Raw genomic sequence first — 23,089 nt, 5'->3', positions numbered from 1 at the left:
ATGATTAAAAACCGCTTTTTATTACTTCTTTTTATTTGCACAAGTATTTTTGCACAAAAAGACATTGACATTAATGAATTAAAATGGCTGCCAAATTCGCATTCGTTCTGGGTGAATTCAGACGAGAATATTTTGGTTTATGATGTAGATAAATTAAATCAGAACATTACTGTTTTAACTGCAAAACAACTAAAAGATGCAGGTTTTAAAGGAGAAGTAGAAGATTTGGTTTGGAATCAAAATAAGACAAAAGTATTGGTTTATACCAATTCAAAAACCGTGTGGCGAGCTAAGACTAAGGGAGATTATTGGTTCTTTGATTTGACTACAGGGAAGGGAAAGAAATTGGGAACAAACTTAGAAGAATCTTCGTTGATGTTTGCTAAATTCTCCAATGATAACGAAAATGTTGCTTACGTTTCAAAACATAATATTTATCTGGAAAACCTAACTTCAGGGAAAATAACGCCATTAACTACGGATGGAACGGACAAAGTTATTAATGGAACTTTTGACTGGGTTTATGAGGAAGAATTGGCTGCAAGAGACGGATTTCGCTGGAGCCCTGACGGAAAAAGTATTGCTTTTTGGCGCGTAGATGCAACAGATACAAAGTTTCATTTAATGATCAACAATACAGATGCTTTGTATCCGTTTGTTGTTCCTGTTGAATATCCTAAAGCAGGAGAAAGACCTTCAGCTGTAAAAATCGGAATTATTGATGTTGCTTCTGTAAAAACAAATTGGTTAGACATTCCGGGTGAACCTGATAATAATTATTTGGTTCGTATGGAATGGGTTGCTGCAAATGAAGTAATGGTGGTTCAGTTGAATAGAAATCAAAATCAGGCCTCTATTTACAATTGCAATGCACAATCAGGAAAAGCAAATTTGGTTTATCAGGAAAAATCGCCGGAATGGATTGATGTTTTCGATATTTCTTCGGGAGTTTATGATGGTTTTCCATGTCAATTTGTAGATAACGGAAAAGCTTTTTTATGGAGTTCTGATGCTGATGGCTGGATGCATGTTTATAAAATTAGCCGTGATGGAAAAAAGAAAGAGCTAATTACAACCGGAAAGTTTGATGCTTATTTTAAAGCCTATAATGATAAAACAAAATCAATCTATTATATCGCAAGTCCAACTGATGCGACCCAACGTTATTTGTATGAAACGAATTTGAATTCGAAAAAAACAAAAAGACTAACCCCTGAAGCGTTTGAAGGAACTAACGAATATGAGTTCTCTACCGACGGATCATATGCTAAACACACCAATTCTAATATCAATCGTATTTTCAATACACGTTTAGTTTCGCTATCTGAACACAAAAAAATAGTACCAAAAGAAGCAGATGTTTTTACAGCTCCACAGCGTGATTTTTCTTTAGAAAAGTTTAAAGTGACTACAGTAGATGGTGTTGAAATGGATGGGATAATGGCAAAACCATTAAATTTTGACCCATCAAAAAAATACCCATTGTTCTTTTATGTTTATGGAGAGCCAATGGCTACTGTAGCGAATGATATGCCTTATTTTAATGGGTTTATTGATTTGTTAATTCCAAAAGGATACATCGGAATTGCATTGGATAACAGAGGGACTCCTTCGCTTAAAGGAACAAAATGGAGAAAATCTATTTATAAAAATATCGGAATTATCAATACGCGTGATCAGGCAATGGCTGCAAAAGAAATTTTGAAATGGAATTTTATTGATAATGACAGAGTTGCTGTACACGGATGGAGTGGTGGTGGCGCTGTGACTTTGAATCTGATGTTTCAATATCCGGAAATATACAAAACCGGAGTGGCCATTTCTGCCGTTACAGATCAGCATTTTTATGATAATATCTATACGGAACGCTATATGGGATTGCCTTCTGAGAATGAAGCAGCTTATATTCAGGCTTCACCATTAACCCATGCTAAGAATTTAAAAGGAAATCTGCTTTACATTCACGGAACAGGTGATGATAATGTGCACTATAAAAATGCCGAAGTTTTGATTAATGAGTTAGTTAAATACGACAGAATGTTTAATTTAATGATTTACCCAAATCGTTCTCATAGCATCTACGAGGGTGAAGGTACGAGAGAACATTTGATCAATACTTTTATAAAATTTATTGAAGAAAAAGCGCCTCCGGGGGCAAAATAAAAATACTCTAAAGTAAGAATTAAGGGGGAGAATTTCTGGATAAAGAAATTCTCCCCCTTTTTTTGTTTTCTTGGACATTATCTAAGTTGATATTTTATATGTTTAGGTTTTTTTTTTGTTTTTTATTATAGATTATCATATAATGAGGTTTATTTTTTAATAGTATGTTTTTTTAAGGTTAAAAAGCTGTTAATTATGTATTGTTTTTAAGTAACATAGTATCAGTAAAGTAAGGTCTTTCGTGATAATTTTGATGTTAACAAAAAAACAAACAAACATGAGAGTAAAACTACTTATCCTGCTACTTTTTACGATAGTAAAAATGAGCGCGCAAGGCCTTCCTTGCCGGACGACAGAAGAAAACGCTAAAGTGTATCGATCCAACCCGAATTCACTTAAGGAAAAAAAAGAATTTGATGCTTTTACAAAAAAGTTTGCATTGCAACGTAAAAGCAAGACTTCAAAAGAAGCTGCGGTTACTTACACAATTCCCGTGGTTTTTCATATTTATGGTGATGTTCAAAGTGGCAAAACCATTACTTATGAAAAGATTGTAAATCATTTGGCTCAATTAAATGATGATTTCAATGGATTAAATGCAGATTATCAAACAGTAGAACCTTTTTTTCAGGCAAGAAGAGGAACTTTGAAAGTCCAATTTAAACTAGCCAAAAAAGATCCTAACGGAGGATGTACAACAGGTGTCGTTTTTCATCCTGCTAAAAATGGTTATGGAAATGGAGGTGGTTATGATGATCAAATTGCTGCAGATGCATGGGATAATACAAAATACATGAATGTGTACATTCAGAATGACTTGTATAACGAAGGCGTTTTAAATAATTCGGGAGTTGCCTGGTATCCAAATTCGGATATGACGGCCAATAACACAGCCCGTGTTGTATTTAATGGAGCATATCTTTATGATAACTCTTATAGCAAAGAATTTTCAGCAACATTAACACATGAGTTTGGTCATTTTATGAACCTAATTCACACTTTTGAGGGTGGCTGTTCAGGAACAGATGAAGTTGATGACACTCCAGCAGAAGATGCTTTACACACACTTGCCTGCACACCCGGAACAAATTGTGCGGGAGATAAGGTAAATTTTGAAAACTATATGGGTTATAACGGAGCGCAGGGTTGTTACAAAATGTATACGCAAGGTCAGATCGACAGAATGTTAGCCGCTTTACAACATCCTGCCAGAATTACGTTGTGGCAACCTCAAAATTTAATTGATACTGGTGTAAACTCAATAGAAAGTAGTTTAGTTGCGAATGCGACCACTTTTAAGGAAACTCTTGTAAATGATGGTGCATTTGATTCTGCATCGGTAGTAATAATTGGCGGAAGCAAAACATTTGCACTTAGCTCCGGAACAATGACAGCCGGAACTCATTTTACGCACACTTTTCCGGCAGGAATTACACCAGTAGTAACGGTTAATTCAAATGGACAAGTAACCGTAACACTTTCAGGAAAAGCGACTAATCATGCTACTGCTCAAAATGCAACGGCCGGAATTACCTTTTTACCAGCAGCTTTCACTGGAGGAACTACAGGTTTATCGTGTACAGCTATATTTTTCAATTTGAAATTTACAGATCCGTACGGGATATTTTTTGTTGATATACCAAACGTAAGTATCTCTTCAGCTTTAACATGGAAAGCTTTTGAAATAGCAAAAGGAGATGATACTTCATTTGGAGGATGGCGTCATGTGGCAAATGCTTTAAAAATAGAAACATATGGCAAAAAGTTAGTTTGCGAAAGTGGTACAAGAAATATTTCGTTATTAGGACAAAATGTAGCAGTGGGTCCAGCGAGCAATATGACTGCTCCAGGAGCCTATCCTAATCAGTTAGATTTGAGAGCGGCAAGTTATACAGCCTGGGAAGGGAAATCGGGTTATGTAGGTTTTGAATACCAAATTGACGGACAAACATGTTATGGATGGTTTAAAGTTGATGTTGCAGCAAACGGTGATGCCTTTACAATTTCTGAATATGCCTATAATACACAGCCAAATACACCAATTTATACCGGAATGACAGCGAAAACAGCTGTAGTATTATCTGATAGTACTTTGTACGAAGCAGATGCAAATGATGGTGGTTTTGCAACAACCAGTACGATTTCATTATCGACTAACAATGGAACATTTACGAAAAACTCAGGAACTTTGACTGCAGGAACTGATTTTACAGTAGCAGGAACTCCTTCTGGATTGACAACTGTATTGACGCTTCAGGGAAACAATAAAGTAGTGGTTTCTTTTACTGGTAAAGCAACAGCACATACTCCAACAAACGATGCTGCTGTGGTAATCACTTTTAAAGATGCTGCCATTACAGGTGGAATTGCGACATTGGATAGTGCTTCAAAAACAATCAATCTGAAATTTGAAGCGCCTTACGGAGTAGTTTATGTAAACAATCCTGATTATGTTGCTTCGGCTGCACAAACATGGCAGTATTTTGATTTGTCAATTGGAGATAATACGGAGTATGGAGTGTGGCAATATGCAGCTGCAGCTTTAAAAATGGAGACGTATGGTAAACGATTAGTTGGCCAGGCCGGAACCAGAAATATCACTTTGATTAACGAAGGTACAGCAATTGGTGCATCAAGTAACTTTGTAACTCCGGGTGCTTATCCAGACCAGTTAGATTTGAGAACAGCAACTTATACAACCTGGGATAATAAAACAGGATATGTTGGATTTGAATACAAAAGCAGAGGACGTACTTGTTATGGCTGGATGCATGTAAAAGTAGAAGCAGGAGGGGTTGGTTATACCGTTTTAGATTTCGCTTATCATACAAAACCTAACGAATCAATTTTGGCTGGAACGCAAACTGCTACAACAGTTTTGGCTCCAACAAGTTTAACAGCAACTGCTAATAATACAAACTTAGAAGTGCAATTGACATGGGTAAACAATGCTACAAATGCTACAAACATTGTAATTGAAAGAGCAGGTGCTGATAATGTTTTTGCTGAGATCGTAACTTTGCCAAGTACAGCGTTAACTTATACAAACACTGGTTTGACAGCTGGCAATACTTATAAGTACAAAGTTCGTGCAAAAGCAGCAGCAACTTATTCTGCTTATTCTAATGAAGCTTCTGCAACAATCGCAGCAAATTCATCTTATTGTACAACACAGTCTGATAATAAATACGAGTACATTAACTCAGTAACTATTGGAAGTTTCAACAATGCTTCAGGAAAAGATGCAGCCGGTTATGCTGATTATACTTCTAAAGTGATCACAGTAGCACCAAACACGGTTACGAATGTAAGTCTGACACCTGGTTTTTCAGGTGATGCCTATTTGGAATACTGGGGAATCTGGATTGATTATAACAAAAACAATGTTTTTGATGCGTCAGAAAAAGTTATTGATGGAATTTCTTCTAACGGAACAGCTACAGGAAGTTTTACTCCTCTTGCTTTTACGGGATCAACAAGAATGCGTGTGGTAATGAAATACTATTCAAATCCATCTGCCTGCGGAAATATTGTTGACGGAGAAGTGGAAGATTATACAGTAGTTTCAGGAACGGTGACACCACCAAATCCGGTAACATTGGCAACTCCAGCTAATATTGGGAATGCAGGAGTTTATGCAACAGGATTTTATGCTTCATGGGGTACCGTTTCAAATGCAACAAGTTATGAAGTGCAATTGAATAATGCAGCAACTGGCTGGACAACTTTTGGAACTTCAACAACTTATTATTTATGGATTCCGAAACAAGGAGCGCAAACAGTATATCAGTTTAGAGTAAGGGCAAAAAATGCTACTGAAATAAGTGATTGGAGTGCTCCTTTGACTATTGATTTACAAAATGGAAGCGCCGGTGCTGATCAGAGAGATTTTACGAAATCATTTTCAATGTATCCAAATCCTGCTTCAGATATTGTGAATTTCAATTTTTCTAATCTGAGTACATCTGGCATAAAAATAACCATTTATGATAGTACAGGAATTGTTGTTGATGTTTTAGAAAATGTAACTTCTTATCCGGTTCATAGATTAAGAAAGGGATTTTATATAGTAGTTGCTACTGATGGAAGCTTCACTGAAAGTAAAAAGTTATTGGTTAAATAATTATAATTTGGTTACTATTAAAAAAGGGAAACGATACGTCGTTTCCCTTTTTTTATTGACTTAAAAATAAAGCAAAATTTACGCTACATCAATCCCAAACGGATTATCAATGCTGTGCATTGGCGTAGTAAACCATTTTGGCCCGTTTGCTGTCATGTAAAAATGATCTTCATGACGAATTCCAAATTGTCCAGGAATGCAAAGCATTGGCTCATTACTTACCACCATTCCTTCTTGCAAAACAGTAGCACTGCCTCTTACCAAATAAGGATGTTCATGAATGTCTAACCCAGTTCCATGACCAACACGATGAGGTAATCCCGGAAGTTCATAATCAGGGCTCAATCCACCTTCTGCAATTACTTTTCTGGCTGCGTCATCTACAGAACCGCAAGTTGCTCCTAATTGTGCTGCATCAAAAGCTGCTTTTTGAGCGGCTTTCTCTAAATTCCAAATTTTTATATGAGCTTCCGTTGGTGTTCCATACACATAAGTTCTGGTAATATCAGACAAATATCCTTCTAAGCGACAGCCTGTGTCAATTAATACGACATCATTTTCCTTTAAATCCTGTGGAGTAGTTACACCATGTGGATATTGGGAGTCATCGGCAAATAGCACGATGCAAAAATAAGAACCAGAAGAAATTCCCGCCTTAATATGCGCCTGATTAATAAAGTCAACGACTGTTTCAGCTTTTATTCCCGGATATAAAATACGTGCGGCCGCTCTTTGAACCGCCATCGTGATTTCTTTTGCCTGTTGAATTATGGCAATTTCATTCTCTGATTTCTGAATACGGCATCCGGTAGTAATCGGTTGAGCATTTTCAAAATCATAATTTGAATTGGCTTTGGTTATGGCATCAATTAAAAAATAAGCTGCAGATTCATCCAAAGCAATTTTACCTGCATTGATGTTTTTGCTGTGCAATATTTTTCCAAATAAAACAGACGGAGATTCATGTTCTTCCCAGCAATTAATTTTGCCTTCTATTTGCATGAATTTTTTAAAAGTTCCCTCTTCAAATTTCGGAACAATATATTCCAGGCTGCCATCTTCAGATAATAGCGCACCAACCATTCTTTCAGAAGCACTCCATTTGGTTCCTGTAAAATAATATAAATTAGTTCCGGCATTAAGGTATAAAGATTTAACACCTGTTGCTTTCATAATTGACACTGCCTTCTGAATACGAATTTGGTATTCTTCTGGCTGAATGGCTTTTACATTCAGTGTCATATTTTGTATTTTTTCCAGTTCTGCTTTTGCGGTAGATCCGCCAACTCCAATTGTCATCTTTTTGTTTTTTTAAGTTTATTATATTTCTTTCAGTGAGTAGTTAATCTTAACAGTGGATTAAATGTATTAAAGATTTCAGGATTTATCATGAATTCTTTGGTTTTGGAATAAAATTAAGTCAATATTTTGTCATAGTGATATTTTAGCTCAAACTAGGTAAAATAGGATAATTTACAGATAATATAGTATCGGATGGAGAATTGTAATGCCTGTATTTTTAAAAATTCAATTAAACCTTAAAAATGAAAAGAATACAACGCTTACTACTTTTAGCGGTCATCGTCTTGAGCCCTTATTATGGTTCAGCGCAGACCGCATCAATTTTACTTCAAAAGCTAACGGAATTGTTTCCCAATGCTGAAATTACTGCCATAGAAAACTTAGAAGGTTATTCAGAATCCTATCAGTTGATTTTAAACGAACCTCTAGATCATAAAAATCCTCAAAACGGAACTTTTAAACATTATATGTATTTGTCTCATCTGGATTTTAGTAAACCAATGGTTATTGAAACACATGGTTATAGTACGAATAATATTAAAAGTGAGGTGAGTAAACTAGTAAACGCAAATCAAATTGCAGTTGAATATCGCTTTTACGGAAAATCAAGACCGGAACCACTTCCGTGGGAATATCTAACGAACGATCAGGCTATTGCAGATTACCATGATATTGTAACGAAATTGAAGCAATTATATAGCGGTAAATGGATATCAACAGGAATAAGCAAAGGAGGCGAAACAGCGCTGATATATAAATCAAAATATCCAAATGATGTAGATGTAGCCATGCCTTATGTTGCTCCTTTAATCGATTCGACCGAAGATCCACGAACAATAAACCATACAAGAACTATTGGCTCTAAAGATTGTAGAGATAAGATTACGGCATTTCAAAGAACCGTTTTGAAAAATAGAGAAGCAGTTTTACAAGAGTTTCAGCAATATGCAACAGCAAATAAAATGAGTTTTACAGAAGTTCCGTATACTGAAGCTCTGGAATATGCTGTTTTAGAATTTCCTTTTTCTTTTTGGCAGTGGGGTGGGCATTGTAGTGAAGTTCCGCCAGTGACAGGTTCTCCAAAAGAATTGTTTGATTATTTGAATGTTATAGTTGGTCTGAGGACGTACAATGATAAAACCTATTTTAATGATCTGCCATCTTATTATCAGCATTTAAATGAATTAGGATATTACGGTTTTGATCTTTCTCCGGTTGCAGATCTGTTGCAAATAGTAAAAAGTACTTCCAATGATCGATTTGCACCAAAGGGACTTGTGATAAAATACAATCCTAAATACATCAAAGAAGTTCGCAAGTATGTAGAAAACAAAGGAGATAAAATTTTGTACATCTATGGTGGTTACGATACATGGTTTTCTTGTGCACCAACACCAGATCCAAAACTGGATGCTCTGAAAATGGCTCTCCCAACAGGAAGTCATAGAACAAGGGTAAAAGATTTTCCTGAAAAGGATAAAGCGCTTATCATGGAAACACTTTCCAGATGGTTGGCTGAAAAAAAGAACTAACTAAAATTAAAATAAAAAAATGAAGTTTATGAAAATTAATAATTGGATAGCAGCTGGTATAAGTGTTTTTTGTATGACACTTCAGGCGCAGAATAAAGAGAATTTATTATTGACGCCACCTATGGGTTGGAACAGTTGGAATACTTTTCATACGGATATTAGTGAGAAAATGGTAATGGAGACAGCAGATATTTTAGTGTCATCCGGAATGAAAGATGCGGGTTATATTTATCTGGTTCTTGATGATGGATGGATGGCTATGGAAAGAGATAAACAGGGAAACCTGGTTCCGGATCCGCAAAAATTTCCACGCGGAATGAAGTTTGTTGCTGATTATGTACATTCTAAAGGATTGAAATTTGGTATGTATAATTGTGCTGGAACAATGACCTGTCAAAAATACCCGGGAACTCGTGGATATGAGTATCAGGATGCAAGAAATTATGCTGCATGGGATATTGATTTTTTGAAATATGACTGGTGTTTTACTACAGGAATCAATGCAAAAGAAGCGTATCAAACCATGAGCAATGCCTTGAAGAAAACAGGAAAACCAATCGTCTTTAGTATATGTGAATGGGGTGTGAATAAACCATGGGAATGGGGAGAAGGAATTGGTCAAATGTGGCGTACAACGGAAGATATTTATCAAATTTTTGATTCAGTTCACGATGAAGGAACGTGGAATTCGCTAAGCGTAATGCATATTGCCGACTTACAGTCTAATCTTCGTAAATATTCGGGACCGGGTCATTGGAATGATCCTGATATGTTAGAAGTGGGTAATGGTATGACTTATAATGAAGACAAAGCTCATTTTTCGCTATGGAGTATTATGGCAGCGCCGCTTATGGCCGGTAACGATATCAGAAAAATGAGTAAGCAAACGCTTGAAATATTGACTAATAAGGATGTACTGGCAGTAGATCAGGATTCGTTAGGGATTCAGGGGTTTAGATATTTGGATAAAGATGGCTTGCAGGTTTGGTGTAAACCGCTTAAAAATGGAGAATGGGCCATTTGCTTTATCAATAGAAAAACAGAACAAAAGGCGATTTCTTTTGACTGGAGTAAAGAAAATATTGTGGATGAGATCTATAAATATTCGCTGGACAAAACAGTTTCGTATACCCTTTTTGATGTTTGGAGCAAAAAAAATGCAGGAACAACAGACAAAGAACTCAAAGCAACATTAGAACCACATGGTGTTTTAATGTACAGACTAAGTAAATCTTAATTGATTAAAAAAAAGAATCGGGTTAAATTAGTTAAGTTGAAAAAAGATGCTTTAGACTTTCAGTAAGATTGGCTAAAGTATCTTTTGGTTTTTTAAATAATCCATAGCGAATTTGCCTTCATTAAAAAGTAAATCCAAAACACTTATGTTGTTTATAAAACCATGCTTATCATCAAATACCTGTGGATATTTTTCGAAAGAATTGGGGTCTTTTTTACCATTTGCCAAATACCTGAAATCAGAGATATTTTCTGTCTCCATGAAATATTCTGTTGTTTTGCCGAATTCCAGTTTCATTCTCAAACATTTGGTAACAATGTCCAGAACTTCCATGTTTAAATCCATCAAAAAAGTATGTTTCTTTTCGAAAACAGGTAGAATATCATCTTCAAAAAATTCAAAAAAAGGCGAACTTCTGTAGCCTGCTTCTAAAGATTTGAAATGTTGTTTTTGCCAGTCAAATTCATTTTCAATCAAAACATCTTTTGTTTTTTGATGTGCTGTTTTAGAATGTTTAACAGGAATGTTCAATAACTGAATGCCGTTTGGACTATAGATATAGGTACGGTTTCGGTTCGTTTGTTTTTGAAAATTATCTTCCATTTCAAAAGTAATATTTTCAGATTGAGCCATAACTGCAAAGTGGCTAATCGATGGAAAATAAGTAGGAAGTAATAACGAATTCATTTTGTTTTAGTTTCAGGTTTCAAGTTTCAGGTTTCAGGTTCGCACCAGAACGTGAAACCTGAAACTTGAAACAAAAAAACTTTATTTTATTTATGCTTTATTTTCTTTTCTTTTTCTCCAGAAATATTCCCCAACAAAATAAGCAGCAAGTACCATTAAGAAATATTTGAAGTAAGATTGTGGTTGCCCTTCACCATCAACTGTGGTGAAAACTCTGTCCCAACGAACTTTGTTAATTCCTTTGCCGTTAGTATCCCAGCTCAACCAGATAAATACTGGTTTCCCTACAATATGATCTTCCGGAACATATCCCCAATAACGGCTATCTTCAGAATTATGGCGATTGTCTCCCATCATCCAATAGTAGTTTTGCTTGAAGGTATACGTATTCGTTTGTTTTCCGTTTATTATAAAATGAGCGCCGTCTATTTGCAAGGTGTTGTGCTCGTAATTGGTGATAATTTCTTTGTAGAAAGGTAAAGACTCATTTGTCAGCGCAACTGTTTTTCCTGCTTCAGGGATGTAAATTGGTCCAAAATTATCTTGACTCCATTTATTGATATGCGGAAAGATTCTATTGTCATCTATTGTGTCTATCATTCTTGTAACAGATGTAATTCCAGGAGTGTTTCTGAAACGTTCTGCACTTGAGTCGGTAAGAGCGCCTAAAATAAGAGTATCTTTTTTTTCTTCATTTTTGAAATACCCTCCATCTGTTATGTGTAATTCTTTAATTAAAGATTCTAAATCAACGGGTGTTTTTCCGTCAAAAGCTATGGAATAAGAATATTGTGGTTTTGCTCTTTCAGGTAAAACTAATTTTTTCCCGTTGATGTATACGTAACCGTTCTTTATAGATAAACTATCTCCAGGAATACCAACACATCTCTTAACATAGTTAGATCTTTTATCAATTGGTTTTATAACACCCGGTCTTCCTGTTGGTTCGTGAAAATAACGCACGGTATCAACCGGCCAGTTAAAAACAACAATATCAGTTCGTTTTATCTTCTCGAAAGCCGGTAGTCTGAAATAAGGCAACTGTGGCCAGCTTAGATACGATTTCTTTTTTGTTAAAGGGATCGAGTCATGTACCATTGGTAATGCAACAGTCGTCATCGGTATTCTGGGTCCGTAGTTTAGTTTACTTACAAATAAAAAGTCTCCTACTAGTAAAGATTTTTCTAATGAAGAAGTTGGAATCGTATAAGGCTGTACTACATAAGTATGTACCAGTGTTGCTACTATTATAGCAAAAAGAAGTGAGCTTACAGTATCAGCAGTTTTGTTTTCAGGAGTTAACGATCTGTTGGCGTTGTATTCTAATTTTTGAGTATAGTTTACATAGTAAATGTAAAAGCCAAGAGAAAAGATTCCCAGAAAAGTATCTAATGTTGATTTTTTACCAAATGTTCTTAAAGTCTCTACCCAGATAACCGGAAACATAATCAGGTTGATAATCGGAATGAACAACAATATTGTCCACCAGGTTGGTCGACCAATGATTTTCATTAAAACTATTGAATTGTATAAAGGAATAGCAGCTTCCCAGGTTTTTCGGCCAGCAGCCTGATACAATTTCCAGGTTCCCAGAAAATGGATGATTTGAACAGCTAAGAAAAAAACAAACCAAAGATATAGTGTCATAATATTTTGTTTAAAGTTTCAAGTTTAAGGTTGATTTGTTGAATTAACCTTACTCTTTAAATTTATTTATTTTAAGTTTAAAACATCTTTCATGTTATAGATTCCCTTTTTGCCAGCTAACCATTCTGCAGCAATTACGGCTCCTAAAGCAAAACCTTCCCGGTTATGAGCAGTATGTTTTAATTCAATGCTATCTACAATTGAATCGTAAGTTACGGTATGTGTTCCCGGAACATCGCCAATTCTTTTTGCTTCAATATGAATTTCGTTTGTCTTAGCCTCGTCTAAAGTCCATTTTGTGTAATTGCTATTTTCAATAACACCTTTGGCTAATGAAATTGCAGTTCCGCTTGGAGCATCTAATTTTTGAGTGTGGTGAATTTCTTCCATTGTCACTTTATACGAATCAAATTGTGACATAATTTTAGCTAAATATTCGTTCAGTTCGAAGAAAATATTCACTCCTAAGCTAAAGTTAGAACTCGAAATAAAGCCTCCTTGTTTTTCGTTGCAAAGCGCAACCATTTCATCAAAATGTTCTAACCAGCCAGTTGTTCCTGATACTACAGGTACATTGGCATGGAAACAATTTGAGATATTATCAACGGCAGCAGTAGGAACGCTGAAGTCAATTGCGACATCGGCAGTTGAAAGTCCGTCAAAAGTATTCGTTTCATCTTTCTTCAAAACAATTTCATGACCTCTTTCTAAAGCAATTCGTTCAATTACTTTACCCATTTTTCCGTATCCTAAAAGTGCAATTTTCATTTTATGTATTTTTTTGAATTTTAAATAGTGAAAAGAACTATTTAAAAGTGGTAATTAAAAGTTAGTCCAACGTTTGGTTTAAAAGTTACATCAGCCGGATAGATTTCCGGACGTACTGATAATCTTTCGTTTACGTTAAACTGTATTAAAGCAGCGTCAACATTGGCATCGATAATGTTCAAAACATAAAAACCAACGACAAATAAGGCTGATAAATCTCTGTTTCGTTGATAGAATTTTTGACCGGCAATAAGTCGGCTGTCATCCAGGAAATCGTACTTCCCGCCAGTTCCGGGGCCGTAACCTTCGAGTCTTCGTTTGTATTCGTCTCGATATTCGTGGTATTTTTTGTTGTTGTCTATGTAAAAATATAAACTGGTACCAATAGCTCCATAAACTAAGGGAATTTTCCAGTATTTTTTATTGTATGCCTGACCTAAACCGGGTAAAATGGCTGAGTAGAAGGCGGCTTTTGCTGGGGTAAGCGGGTCTATTTCTGGGTACTTAGTAGTGTCTTTAACAACCAAAACCGTGTCTTTTTTTGCCTGGGCAAAAAGAGAAACGGTTCCTATAAGAAAGAACAATAGACTTATGGGGACAATTTTATTCACTATCCGTTTATTAATTTTATAATTCTGTCAAAGTCGGCTTGAGAATTAAAAGGAATTGTAATTTTTCCTTTTCCATTGCCAGCGACTTTTATATCAACTTTCGCACCAAAATAATCGTTGAAAGTGTTTTTTTGCGTTTCTTTAACAAGGAAGGATGACTCTGCTTTTGCTTTTGTTTCTCCTTCTGGCTTTGGTTTTACACCTTCGTGATAATTTTTTACCAAAGCTTCTGTTTCACGAACAGATAAATTTTGACTTACTATTTTTTGATAGATATCCGTCTGAACATCTAAATCTTCAATATTGATAATAGCTCTACCGTGTCCCATACTGATAAAACCATCGCGAATACCAGTTTGGATAATAGGGTCTAATTTTAAAAGGCGTAAATAATTGGCAATTGTAGAACGTTTTTTTCCAACGCGTTCGCTCATTTGTTCCTGAGTTAACTGAATTTCATCAATCAAACGTTGGTAGGATAGTGCAATCTCAATCGGATCTAAGTCATGACGCTGAATGTTTTCAACCAAGGCCATAACTAATGACTCATTGTCATTCGCAATACGGATGTAAGCCGGTACATGTGTTAAACCAACTAAAGTTGACGCACGTAAACGACGCTCTCCAGAGATTAACTGGTATTTATTGAATTCTAATTTTCGAACAGTAATAGGTTGAATCACGCCAAGTTCCTTGATAGAAGTGGCTAATTCGCGTAAAGATTCTTCATTAAAATTGCTTCTAGGCTGAAACGGATTTATTTCGATAGCACTTATTTCAAGCTCTATAATATTTCCAACAACTTTGTCAGCATTTTTGTCTTCTACTGATGTAATGTCGTTTTCCGGATCTTTTAATAATGCTGATAATCCTCTTCCTAAGGCTTGTTTTTTAATTGCTTTTGTCATAAAAACTATTTACTGTTTTTCTTTATAATTTCCTGAGCCAAATTGATGTAATTAACTGCTCCTTTACTTGTTGCGTCATAATTAATGATGCTTTCGCCAAAACTTGGAGCCTCACTCAATTTTACATTTCGCTGAATAACGGTATCAAAAACCATATCGTTAAAATGTTTTTGAACTTCTTCAACCACCTGATTAGATAAACGTAATCTTGAATCATACATTGTAAGTAGTAATCCTTCAATATCAAGATCCGGGTTGTGTATTTTTTGAATACTTTTAATAGTGTTCAATAATTTCCCTAATCCTTCAAGTGCAAAATATTCACATTGAATCGGAATAACTACTGAATCGGCAGCTGTTAAAGCATTCAGGGTTAATAAACCTAAAGAAGGTGCGCAGTCAATAATAATAAAATCATATTCGTCTTTAACACTTTCTAATGCTTTTTTAAGCATGTATTCTCTGTTTTCTTTGTCAACCAGCTCGATTTCGATGGCTACAAGGTCAATATGAGCAGGGATCACATCAACATTTGGAGCTGAACATTTGACGATGGTTTCTTTTGGGGTGTGGCTATGTTCAAGTATTTGGTAGGTACCAATTTCTACTGATTCAACATCAATCCCTAGGCCAGAAGTGGCATTTGCTTGAGGATCAGCATCAATCAATAATACTTTCTTTTCTAAAACACCTAATGAGGCCGCAAGATTTACAGATGTAGTAGTCTTTCCAACGCCTCCTTTTTGATTAGCAATCGCAATGATTTTGCCCATTTATTTTCTGAATTTTGAACCGTAAAAATACAATTATTTATGGTTTTTGAAAATCTATTTTGTTAACATTTGCTAAACTTTGGCAAGCCTTTGTTTTGTGCGTGTTTCAATGATTTTTTTGTTTTTTATTTAAGCGATAACCAATATTAGTTCAATCTGTTTTTCTTTTAAAGTTGGAAATAGAGCGGAATATTTTTAATAAAGAAAAAAAGCGACAAAATCAATTTAAGAGTTCTGCCACAAATGATTGCTTCTTATTAAAGAATGGCTTCCGAAAGCGTTAGTCGCTATTTTAAAAAAAAACAAATAAACGGATTACTTACCATACATCAAGTGGTCTGCTTTTTTTAACGGGTAACTTTATACTCTCAATATTTTTTATTTAGAGTATGAAAACTATCAGTATAAACTCAGCAGTAATCAATTATAAAGGAGCACCCTTTAAAATTGAGGAACTCAACTTAAAGGTTGAGCCAAGACCAAACGAAGTTTTGGTAAAAGTGGTTGCCACCGGTATTTGTCAAACAGATGTACACATTCGGAATCAGCATTACTCCGTTCCTTTGCCAATTGTATTAGGACATGAAGGCGCGGGAATTGTAGCGCAAATCGGAGATGCGGAGATTATTTACCTATTCCACCCAATCAACTGGGGAATCTTTACGATCCTAATCGCTTGGAGAAAGGTTATTATTTGGAAGAAATGAATGATGGTGCCTATTATGTTTCTAATGGTGTTTATGATTGTATGTTTATTACGACCGCAAATGGTGTTGTAGTAATTGATGCACCGCAGCTTTTAGAAAAAAACCGATGAGCGCCATAAGAGACGTAACCGATGAGCCTGTGCCCCATTTTATTTACAGCCATTGGCATACTGATCATGTTGGGGCGGCACATTTTTTTTGAAGATAAAATAACTTATGTAGCCCATGTCAAAACCAGAGAAATAATCGAGCGCTGGTTTAAAGGCCGTTTGCCGGTACCAAATCTAACATTTGAAACCAACGAAACATTGGAAGTAAACGGCGTAAAGCTGGATTTGATTTACAAAGGTCAGAATCATTGCGAAGGAAATATTTTTATCCATTCAAAAAAGCATAAAGTATTAGTTGCGATTGATATTATTAGCCCGGGTTGGAGTGCTTTTAAACATTGTGATGCCTCTGAAAATATTAGAGGTTGGATCGAGGTTCACGATTTAATTCTTGATTACAAGTTTGATGCGTTGGTGTCTGGACACGTAAACAGATTTGGAACTCAGGAAGATGCTATTACCCCCAGAAATTATACACAGAATATTTTGCAGTTTTCAAGAGATGCTATGCAAGAAGTAGATTATGGTCCGTTTTTAGAACGTATTGGGTTAAGCAATGCCTGGGTACTTTGGGAAAATTATTTTAACGAACTTACTAATTATGTTACCAAAAAAACATTGACAAAAGTAACTGACAACGGGCAAAATTGGTCACAACGTTTGGCAGGTTCAGATGTAATGACCAAGTATTATGCGTATAATATTTTAGAAGCTTTAAGATTGGAATATGGCGAACTCTCCAAAATGGAAAGTGACTTATTTTACAATGGTTAAATCGATAAAATAGTTTATTCTTTAAACAAAAAGCCGAACAGAAATGTTTGGCTTTTTGTTAGGCTGGCAGATTCTAACCTGCTTTCTTTCCAATCTCAATCGGGAAGTTATGACTGTTCTGTTTCTGTGCAATTTAGATTAAAGCAAAAAAGAATAAAGAATAGTTTAATTAAAAATTCAATTTCGGGTTAAATAAGTTTTTTAATTTTCCAAAATTTCAATTTTCACTTTCATTGAGCCACTTCCTTTGTTTGAGGCGATTTTCATAAAAGCTTTTTTGGTAAGATCAATTTCTCTTTTTTTGCTAAAAGGACCTCTGTCAATAACCTCTACAATAACAGATTTATTATTTCGTTCGTTTGTAATTCTTAGTTTTGTCCCAAAGGGAAATTTTTTATGAGCGGCAGTTAATTTGTTGTTGTTGAATTTTCTGCCACTCGCTGTTCTTTTTCCGTTAAATTTATTGTTGTAATAAGAAGCGTGTGCGTGAGTTTTATATAAGATGTATTTATCATTATTTTTTTCTGAATTCTTCTGCGCAAAGGCGAATGTGGAAATAATTAAAATAATGTAGAGTGTTATTTTTTTCATCTATAGATTTTCTAGGGGTTACAAAAAAAAGCTTATTTGAAAAAACAACCAAATAGATTGGCTAATATTTATCATATGAATTTATTTTCCGATTTCAATGAAGAGGCTATGATCTTTAATCACAGTTAGATGGGGTGGGGAAGTATTGAAAATTTTATACTCTTTATTATTTTTTAACGCAGAGAACACAATCCCGATAGCTATCGGGATTCGCAGAGTGCAATAAGATTTAAGTTATGTTTACACAATCTAAGCCCGCAAAGCTTTGTGAACTTTGTGTTTTTACTAAACTTAGAATACTTAAAAAACTCTGTGTTCTCGGTGGTATTTTTTTTATCCACAGCTTTTCGTATTGATCCTATATATTAATTTCAAAAAAGTTTAAAGCAAAAAAAAGTCTTTTCAAAAAGATGAAAAGACTTTTGTCGGGGTGGCAGGATTCGAACCTGCGGCCTCCTGCTCCCAAAGCAGGCGCGATAACCGGGCTACGCTACACCCCGAAGATGTATTTGTTGTACTGCCCGTAAGCGGATGCAAATATAGTAATAAATTCTGTTTACAAAAGGAAAATCTCAAAATAAATAAAACTTATTTTGAGATAGTTATTTAGGATTTAATTTGGTGGTAACTTTTTATAATAAAGTTTACATTTGCATCACAAAAAACTACACATATTATGTCAGATACAATAGAAAAAATTAAATGCCTTATTATAGGTTCTGGTCCAGCGGGTTATACTGCTGCAATTTACGCTGCCAGAGCAAATATGAATCCAATATTATATCAGGGAATGCAGCCAGGTGGTCAATTGACTACAACAAATGAAGTAGAGAACTTTCCGGGTTATGTTGATGGAGTAACGGGACCAGAAATGATGATTCAGTTGCAGGAACAAGCAAAACGTTTTGGTGCTGATATTCGCGATGGTTGGGCTACTAAAGTTGATTTTTCAGGAGATATTCATAAAGTTTGGATTAACGATACTATAGAATTACATTGTGAAACGGTTATTATTTCAACAGGTGCTACTGCTAAATATTTAGGATTGCCTTCAGAACAACACTATTTAAATATGGGTGGAGGAGTTTCTGCCTGTGCTGTTTGCGACGGATTTTTCTACCGCAATCAGGAAGTTGTAATTGTTGGAGCAGGAGATTCTGCTTGTGAAGAAGCACATTACTTATCTAAACTTTGTAAAAAAGTAACGATGTTAGTAAGAAGCGAAAAATTCAGAGCTTCAAAAATCATGGAAGAACGCGTTCGTAAAACCGAAAATATCGAAATTTTAATGAACCACGATACGATTGAAGTTTTAGGAGACAGTAATGTTGTTCATGCTATTAAAGCCTTAAACAAAACTACTGGTGAAGTTATCGAAATTCCAGCAACAGGATTTTTCGTAGCAATTGGTCACAAACCAAACACAGATATCTTTAAAGATTATATTACACTTGATGAAACGGGTTATATCATCAATACTCCGGGAACATCTAAAACAAATGTTGATGGTGTTTTTGTAGCTGGAGATGCTGCAGACCATGTTTACCGTCAGGCAATTACTGCTGCAGGAACAGGTTGTATGGCCGCTCTTGATGCAGAGAGATATTTAGCTTCTAAAGAGTAAACTTTTAGTTTCAGGTTTTCTTTGTTTCAAGTTTCAAGTTATTCGAAACATGAGTCTGAAGCTTATAAAAAAAGTCCCAATCTATTGATTGGGACTTTTCATTTTTTTAGGTTCCAACAACTTGAAACTTGAAACTTTTATTTTATCTTTTTAATCAATTTTGCTTCTTCAGAGAAACGGGTTAGTGTGATAGCAGGGCTTCCAAAAAGCGAAACTTCTGTCTGGTTTCCTGCTGCTAATGTTAGGGTTGTTTCAGCTAAAATACTTCCTTTTGAAGATCCTTCTGCAGTAATATCGGCATCTTTCAAAGTGAATTTAATTCCGGTGAAAGTCGAGTTGTTATCTAAACGTATCGTTGCTTTTTCAGCGATTCCTTCAAGGGTAGCAGTGGCTTTTTGATATAAATCACATTTGAATTTAGTTGCTGTCACTAATGATTTTATGGCAGAAGTTTTACTCAGTTGAAGAGAAGCTTCATCTGCTTTTAAGTTTATTTCTGATCTCGACTTGTCATCAGCAATTAAACTGAATTTTTTAGCATTTACATTCAGAAATAGTTTTGAAAAATCGAAACTATTAAAAGTAATATCATCCAATTGAAGTTCCTGAATTGCATAAACAACGGCTTCGTTTTTTGTAATAACTTTATTAAAAGTATTCGTATAAGTTACATGTACTGTAAGTTTTTTGAAAATGGTACTTTCTTTTGAAGTATACAAACGAAGTGTTTTCTCTCTTAAATCCATTCCGATAATATCATGTAAATTATCATCGGCTTCAATTTTAATTTCGTTTTTTTCCCCGCGTTCCAGATAAACTTCAATATTATCATCGACTTCAAGGGCATCAAAATTTCCTGTTTCTTTTATAGAAGTAGTTACGATTTTAGTTCCTTTTATTTTTTCTCTTTTTTGGGCAAAAGTTAATGTAGTGACTAATAATAATAGGAGTAGGGCTGTACTTTTTTTCATTAATTCTAGATTTGATTTTGACAAATATAAAAAAATCATCCACTTTTGATGAATGATTTCTTTTATATTTAACAGTAAAATAAGGTTTATCCCTGATTGATACTTCCGCCTGAATTAGAAGTTTTTTCAATTGATTTAGGAGATCCTTTGTAATTAATGCTTCCTCCACTATTGGCATTGGCTTTCAAACTCACTATTGGGCTAATGTTTATGCTTGCTCCGCTATCGGCATCCGCTTCAATCTCATTGGCTAATAATTTTTCAGCCTCTATATTTGCAGCGCTCGATGCTGAAGATTTTACTTTTAATGCTTTTCCTTCAATTGTAATAGAACCCGCACTGTCTGTATCCAAAGAGATTTCATCAGATTCTATATTAACATTCATTGTCGCAGCACTTGAAGCATCTAATTTTATATTAGTAGAATGAATAACATTTGTACTCGTTATAGTAGAAGCGCTTGAAGCTTCTAATGCATCTATAACAGGCATTTTTACTATTACTTTTTTCTTAGTAACATTGTGGAAAGAAGTAAATTCACAGCTAATTACCAGAGTTCCATTTTCAACAGTCGTTTTAATTTCTTTCTGCAAATTGTCATCAGCTTCAACAATAATTTCTGTTTTATCTGATTGTTCGATTACAACATCAATAGCATTGCTTACTGATACATTTTTAAAATCTCCCTGAACAATTCGTTTTTCAGTCGTAACATTTCCACTTCCTTCTATAGATTTCATGTTGGTAAAATTACATGAAGCGAACAATAATGCAGTAACAGTGGCAATAATGAATTTCGTAATATGAATGATTATTTTTATCATGGCTTTAGTTTATTTTGATTATAACTCCGTTTTTATCAGTGGTTAACTTTCCGTTAGTTTTTTTTCCGTTTAGAACTTCTTTTCCATTAATTTTAATTGAAACTTCTTTTACAGTATCATTGTCAATAGTGTTGTCTTCGTCATAATCTACATCTTCCTGATCATCTTCGTCTGCAGGACAATTCAAACATTTAATTTTAGAACCTTCTACTTTATAATTGTAGTTTCCGCTAAAGTGTAAGTTGAAAAAATCATCTTCAGAGTCATCATAATCTTGTATAGAAGCATCTGGTTTAAACAATTGGCCTTCCGGCAAGTACAAATATACATCAACTTCCTGACCTCTAAATTTATTTTTTACATCTGTCAGAAAATAATTATCCAAAACTAAATGATTTCCGTTGATCTGAATTTTATAATCAATTTTTTCAGCTCTTTTTTTAGCATTTGAAAAAGAATTTCCTCTTGCACTTTTTTCTATCTGTAAGTAAGGATTTGCTTCGTCAGTGTGCAAAACATGTAAGCGAACATCATTTGAATAGATTAGCTGATTGTTTACAGAATCCTGTACAAACTCAAACTCTCTGTGATAATTGTTAAGGTCCTTAGCAAAATAATCATTGTATCTGAATTTTACATAAAGAGTATCTTTTGCATTGATGTTAAGCGCTTTTTTCTCTACCGTTTTTCCGTCATAAGAAATTTCAGTTGCTTGTTTGATTCCAATGCTGATAGCAATTGCAACAGCGATAATCCAAATTGCCAATAAAGTGTATTTTGTAATATTACCAATAGACTTTAAGTTTGGCGATAACAATTTGAAACCTAAAAGTGTCAAAAAGAAGAACGGAATTCCAACCGCAAAGAACATTAATAAACCAAATGACCAAATAGGATATTCTGTAAAGTTTCCTGCTTCAACGAAGTTTTGCCAAGGAAAATCAATAAAAATGTTAGTTCCTAAGGTAAACACTCCAATCAATAACATGATCAAAACTGATATTCCTGACATGATTAAAACTACGCCTAAAAATTTTGCGAAGATTTTAAAAACCGTAATGACAAAGTCTCCAAATGAACTACTTATTCTCTCAGCTCCCGACTTTACCTGGTTTCCCATTTTGTCATAATCTGCACTTTTAAATTTATCAGATAATGATTCTATTTCTTCGCGAACTTTTTTTTCGATGTTTGAAATAGTTACTGGTTCACCTGTCATTTCTAATTTCTCAGAAGTTGTAACTGCTTCAGGAGTTACGATCCAAAGAACGAAATAAGCTAAAATTCCAGTTCCAAAACCTGCAAAAACAAATACTAAGAATATGATTTTGATCCAAACAGCGTCAATTCCAAAATAATGTCCTAAACCTGTTGCAACACCGCCAATCATACCTTTCTCTTTGTCACGGTATAATTTTTTATGCTTTCTTGTTCCGTAATCGTTAAAAGACTGATTTGATTTTTCTTCATCTTCAATGATGTAATCTTCAGGTTGTCCCATAACGGCAATCACTTCGTCAACGTCTTTCAGTCCAACAACATGTTTCTCGCTTTTTTGTTTTTCTGTTAATAATTCAGAAACACGCATTTCGATATCTTTAATAATTTCGTCTTGTCCAGATGAGCTGTTAAGTGATCGTTTTATTGCGTCAAAATAGCGGGTTAATTTTAAGTATGCATCTTCATCGATGTGAAAAAACATACCTCCTAAGTTAATATTTACTGTTTTGTTCATGA

20 protein-coding genes and 1 tRNA gene are annotated in these 23,089 nt (G+C 34.8%); 9 read left to right on the top strand and 12 right to left on the bottom strand.

The features are described from left to right. Complete coding sequence (locus Q7C23_RS16585) at nucleotides 1–2,163, top strand: DPP IV N-terminal domain-containing protein (protein WP_375033571.1); 2,163 nt, start codon at nucleotides 1–3, stop codon at nucleotides 2,161–2,163. Nucleotides 2,164–2,440: 277 nt separating this feature from the next. Then, the gene (locus Q7C23_RS16580; RefSeq protein ID WP_375033570.1) at nucleotides 2,441–6,286 is read left to right on the top strand and encodes a M43 family zinc metalloprotease; all 3,846 of its coding nucleotides are present in this window, start codon (nucleotides 2,441–2,443) and stop codon (nucleotides 6,284–6,286) included. A gap of 78 nt (nucleotides 6,287–6,364) precedes the next feature. Here Q7C23_RS16580 and Q7C23_RS16575 read toward each other — a convergent pair whose 3' ends face one another. Beyond that, complete coding sequence (locus Q7C23_RS16575) at nucleotides 6,365–7,585, bottom strand: M24 family metallopeptidase (RefSeq protein WP_375033569.1); 1,221 nt, start codon at nucleotides 7,583–7,585, stop codon at nucleotides 6,365–6,367. A gap of 245 nt (nucleotides 7,586–7,830) precedes the next feature. On the opposite strand from Q7C23_RS16575, the gene Q7C23_RS16570 reads away from it, so the two are divergent. Next, on the top strand, nucleotides 7,831–9,120 hold the full coding sequence (locus Q7C23_RS16570) for a S28 family serine protease (RefSeq protein WP_375033568.1): 1,290 nt from the start codon (nucleotides 7,831–7,833) through the stop codon (nucleotides 9,118–9,120). 28 nt (nucleotides 9,121–9,148) lie between these two features. Then, entirely contained in the window at nucleotides 9,149–10,357 is a 1,209-nt protein-coding gene (locus tag Q7C23_RS16565) for a glycoside hydrolase family 27 protein (RefSeq protein WP_375033567.1), read from the top strand. A 72-nt stretch (nucleotides 10,358–10,429) separates the two neighbouring features. Here Q7C23_RS16565 and Q7C23_RS16560 read toward each other — a convergent pair whose 3' ends face one another. The 6 genes from Q7C23_RS16560 to Q7C23_RS16535 all read right to left on the bottom strand — a co-directional run bounded on the left by Q7C23_RS16560 (nucleotide 10,430) and on the right by Q7C23_RS16535 (nucleotide 15,751). After that, a complete protein-coding gene (locus tag Q7C23_RS16560) occupies nucleotides 10,430–11,044 on the bottom strand; it encodes a WbqC family protein (protein WP_375033566.1) in 615 nt (204 codons plus the stop codon). 90 nt (nucleotides 11,045–11,134) lie between these two features. Next, nucleotides 11,135–12,691: a signal peptidase I gene (gene lepB / locus Q7C23_RS16555; protein ID WP_375033565.1), complete on the bottom strand. Its 1,557-nt coding sequence runs from the start codon at nucleotides 12,689–12,691 to the stop codon at nucleotides 11,135–11,137. 66 nt (nucleotides 12,692–12,757) lie between these two features. Further along, on the bottom strand, nucleotides 12,758–13,459 hold the full coding sequence (gene dapB, locus Q7C23_RS16550; protein ID WP_375033564.1) for a 4-hydroxy-tetrahydrodipicolinate reductase: 702 nt from the start codon (nucleotides 13,457–13,459) through the stop codon (nucleotides 12,758–12,760). Nucleotides 13,460–13,500: 41 nt separating this feature from the next. Further along, nucleotides 13,501–14,070: a DUF5683 domain-containing protein gene (locus Q7C23_RS16545; RefSeq protein WP_375033563.1), complete on the bottom strand. Its 570-nt coding sequence runs from the start codon at nucleotides 14,068–14,070 to the stop codon at nucleotides 13,501–13,503. Further along, a complete protein-coding gene (locus Q7C23_RS16540) occupies nucleotides 14,070–14,978 on the bottom strand; it encodes a ParB/RepB/Spo0J family partition protein (RefSeq protein WP_026982802.1) in 909 nt (302 codons plus the stop codon). The genes Q7C23_RS16545 and Q7C23_RS16540 overlap by 1 nt, the downstream gene beginning before the upstream one ends. Before the next feature lie 5 nt (nucleotides 14,979–14,983). Next, complete coding sequence (locus tag Q7C23_RS16535) at nucleotides 14,984–15,751, bottom strand: ParA family protein (protein ID WP_026982801.1); 768 nt, start codon at nucleotides 15,749–15,751, stop codon at nucleotides 14,984–14,986. Nucleotides 15,752–16,140: 389 nt separating this feature from the next. Between Q7C23_RS16535 and Q7C23_RS16530 the strand changes: the two genes are divergently transcribed. Genes Q7C23_RS16530 through Q7C23_RS16515 form a run of 4 tightly spaced genes read left to right on the top strand, consistent with a single transcriptional unit; the run spans nucleotide 16,141 to nucleotide 17,342 of the window. After that, entirely contained in the window at nucleotides 16,141–16,458 is a 318-nt protein-coding gene (locus Q7C23_RS16530) for an alcohol dehydrogenase catalytic domain-containing protein (protein WP_375033562.1), read from the top strand. Beyond that, nucleotides 16,446–16,568 carry a hypothetical protein gene (locus Q7C23_RS16525; RefSeq protein ID WP_375033561.1) on the top strand — a complete coding sequence of 41 codons (123 nt, stop codon included), beginning with the start codon at nucleotides 16,446–16,448 and terminating at the stop codon, nucleotides 16,566–16,568. Before Q7C23_RS16530 ends, Q7C23_RS16525 begins: the two co-directional genes overlap by 13 nt. Then, entirely contained in the window at nucleotides 16,565–16,660 is a 96-nt protein-coding gene (locus tag Q7C23_RS16520) for a hypothetical protein (RefSeq protein WP_375033560.1), read from the top strand. Before Q7C23_RS16525 ends, Q7C23_RS16520 begins: the two co-directional genes overlap by 4 nt. After that, entirely contained in the window at nucleotides 16,635–17,342 is a 708-nt protein-coding gene (locus Q7C23_RS16515) for a hypothetical protein (RefSeq protein ID WP_375033559.1), read from the top strand. Before Q7C23_RS16520 ends, Q7C23_RS16515 begins: the two co-directional genes overlap by 26 nt. A 201-nt stretch (nucleotides 17,343–17,543) precedes the next feature. On the opposite strand, the gene Q7C23_RS16510 is transcribed toward Q7C23_RS16515, so the two are convergent. Next, the gene (locus Q7C23_RS16510) at nucleotides 17,544–17,933 is read right to left on the bottom strand and encodes a septal ring lytic transglycosylase RlpA family protein (RefSeq protein ID WP_375033558.1); all 390 of its coding nucleotides are present in this window, start codon (nucleotides 17,931–17,933) and stop codon (nucleotides 17,544–17,546) included. A gap of 425 nt (nucleotides 17,934–18,358) precedes the next feature. Beyond that, nucleotides 18,359–18,433 (bottom strand) — tRNA-Pro (locus tag Q7C23_RS16505). 176 nt (nucleotides 18,434–18,609) lie between these two features. Between Q7C23_RS16505 and trxB the strand changes: the two genes are divergently transcribed. Continuing rightward, the gene (gene trxB, locus Q7C23_RS16500; RefSeq protein ID WP_375033557.1) at nucleotides 18,610–19,557 is read left to right on the top strand and encodes a thioredoxin-disulfide reductase; all 948 of its coding nucleotides are present in this window, start codon (nucleotides 18,610–18,612) and stop codon (nucleotides 19,555–19,557) included. Nucleotides 19,558–19,694: 137 nt separating this feature from the next. Here trxB and Q7C23_RS16495 read toward each other — a convergent pair whose 3' ends face one another. The 3 genes from Q7C23_RS16495 to Q7C23_RS16485 form a co-directional block, all read right to left on the bottom strand. Beyond that, nucleotides 19,695–20,528 (bottom strand): GIN domain-containing protein, encoded by an 834-nt coding sequence (locus Q7C23_RS16495; RefSeq protein WP_375033556.1) that lies wholly within the window; start codon nucleotides 20,526–20,528, stop codon nucleotides 19,695–19,697. An 86-nt stretch (nucleotides 20,529–20,614) separates the two neighbouring features. Continuing rightward, nucleotides 20,615–21,352 carry a head GIN domain-containing protein gene (locus Q7C23_RS16490; protein ID WP_072974548.1) on the bottom strand — a complete coding sequence of 246 codons (738 nt, stop codon included), beginning with the start codon at nucleotides 21,350–21,352 and terminating at the stop codon, nucleotides 20,615–20,617. Nucleotides 21,353–21,356: 4 nt separating this feature from the next. Then, nucleotides 21,357–23,087, bottom strand: a complete 1,731-nt coding sequence (locus Q7C23_RS16485) for a PspC domain-containing protein (protein WP_375033555.1) — start codon at nucleotides 23,085–23,087, stop codon at nucleotides 21,357–21,359. Nucleotides 23,088–23,089 lie beyond the last annotated feature (2 nt).

This window comes from Flavobacterium sp. LAR06 (assembly GCF_041946075.1).
Taxonomy (GTDB): domain Bacteria; phylum Bacteroidota; class Bacteroidia; order Flavobacteriales; family Flavobacteriaceae; genus Flavobacterium.
This window is presented reverse-complemented; position numbering and strand designations above follow the sequence as displayed.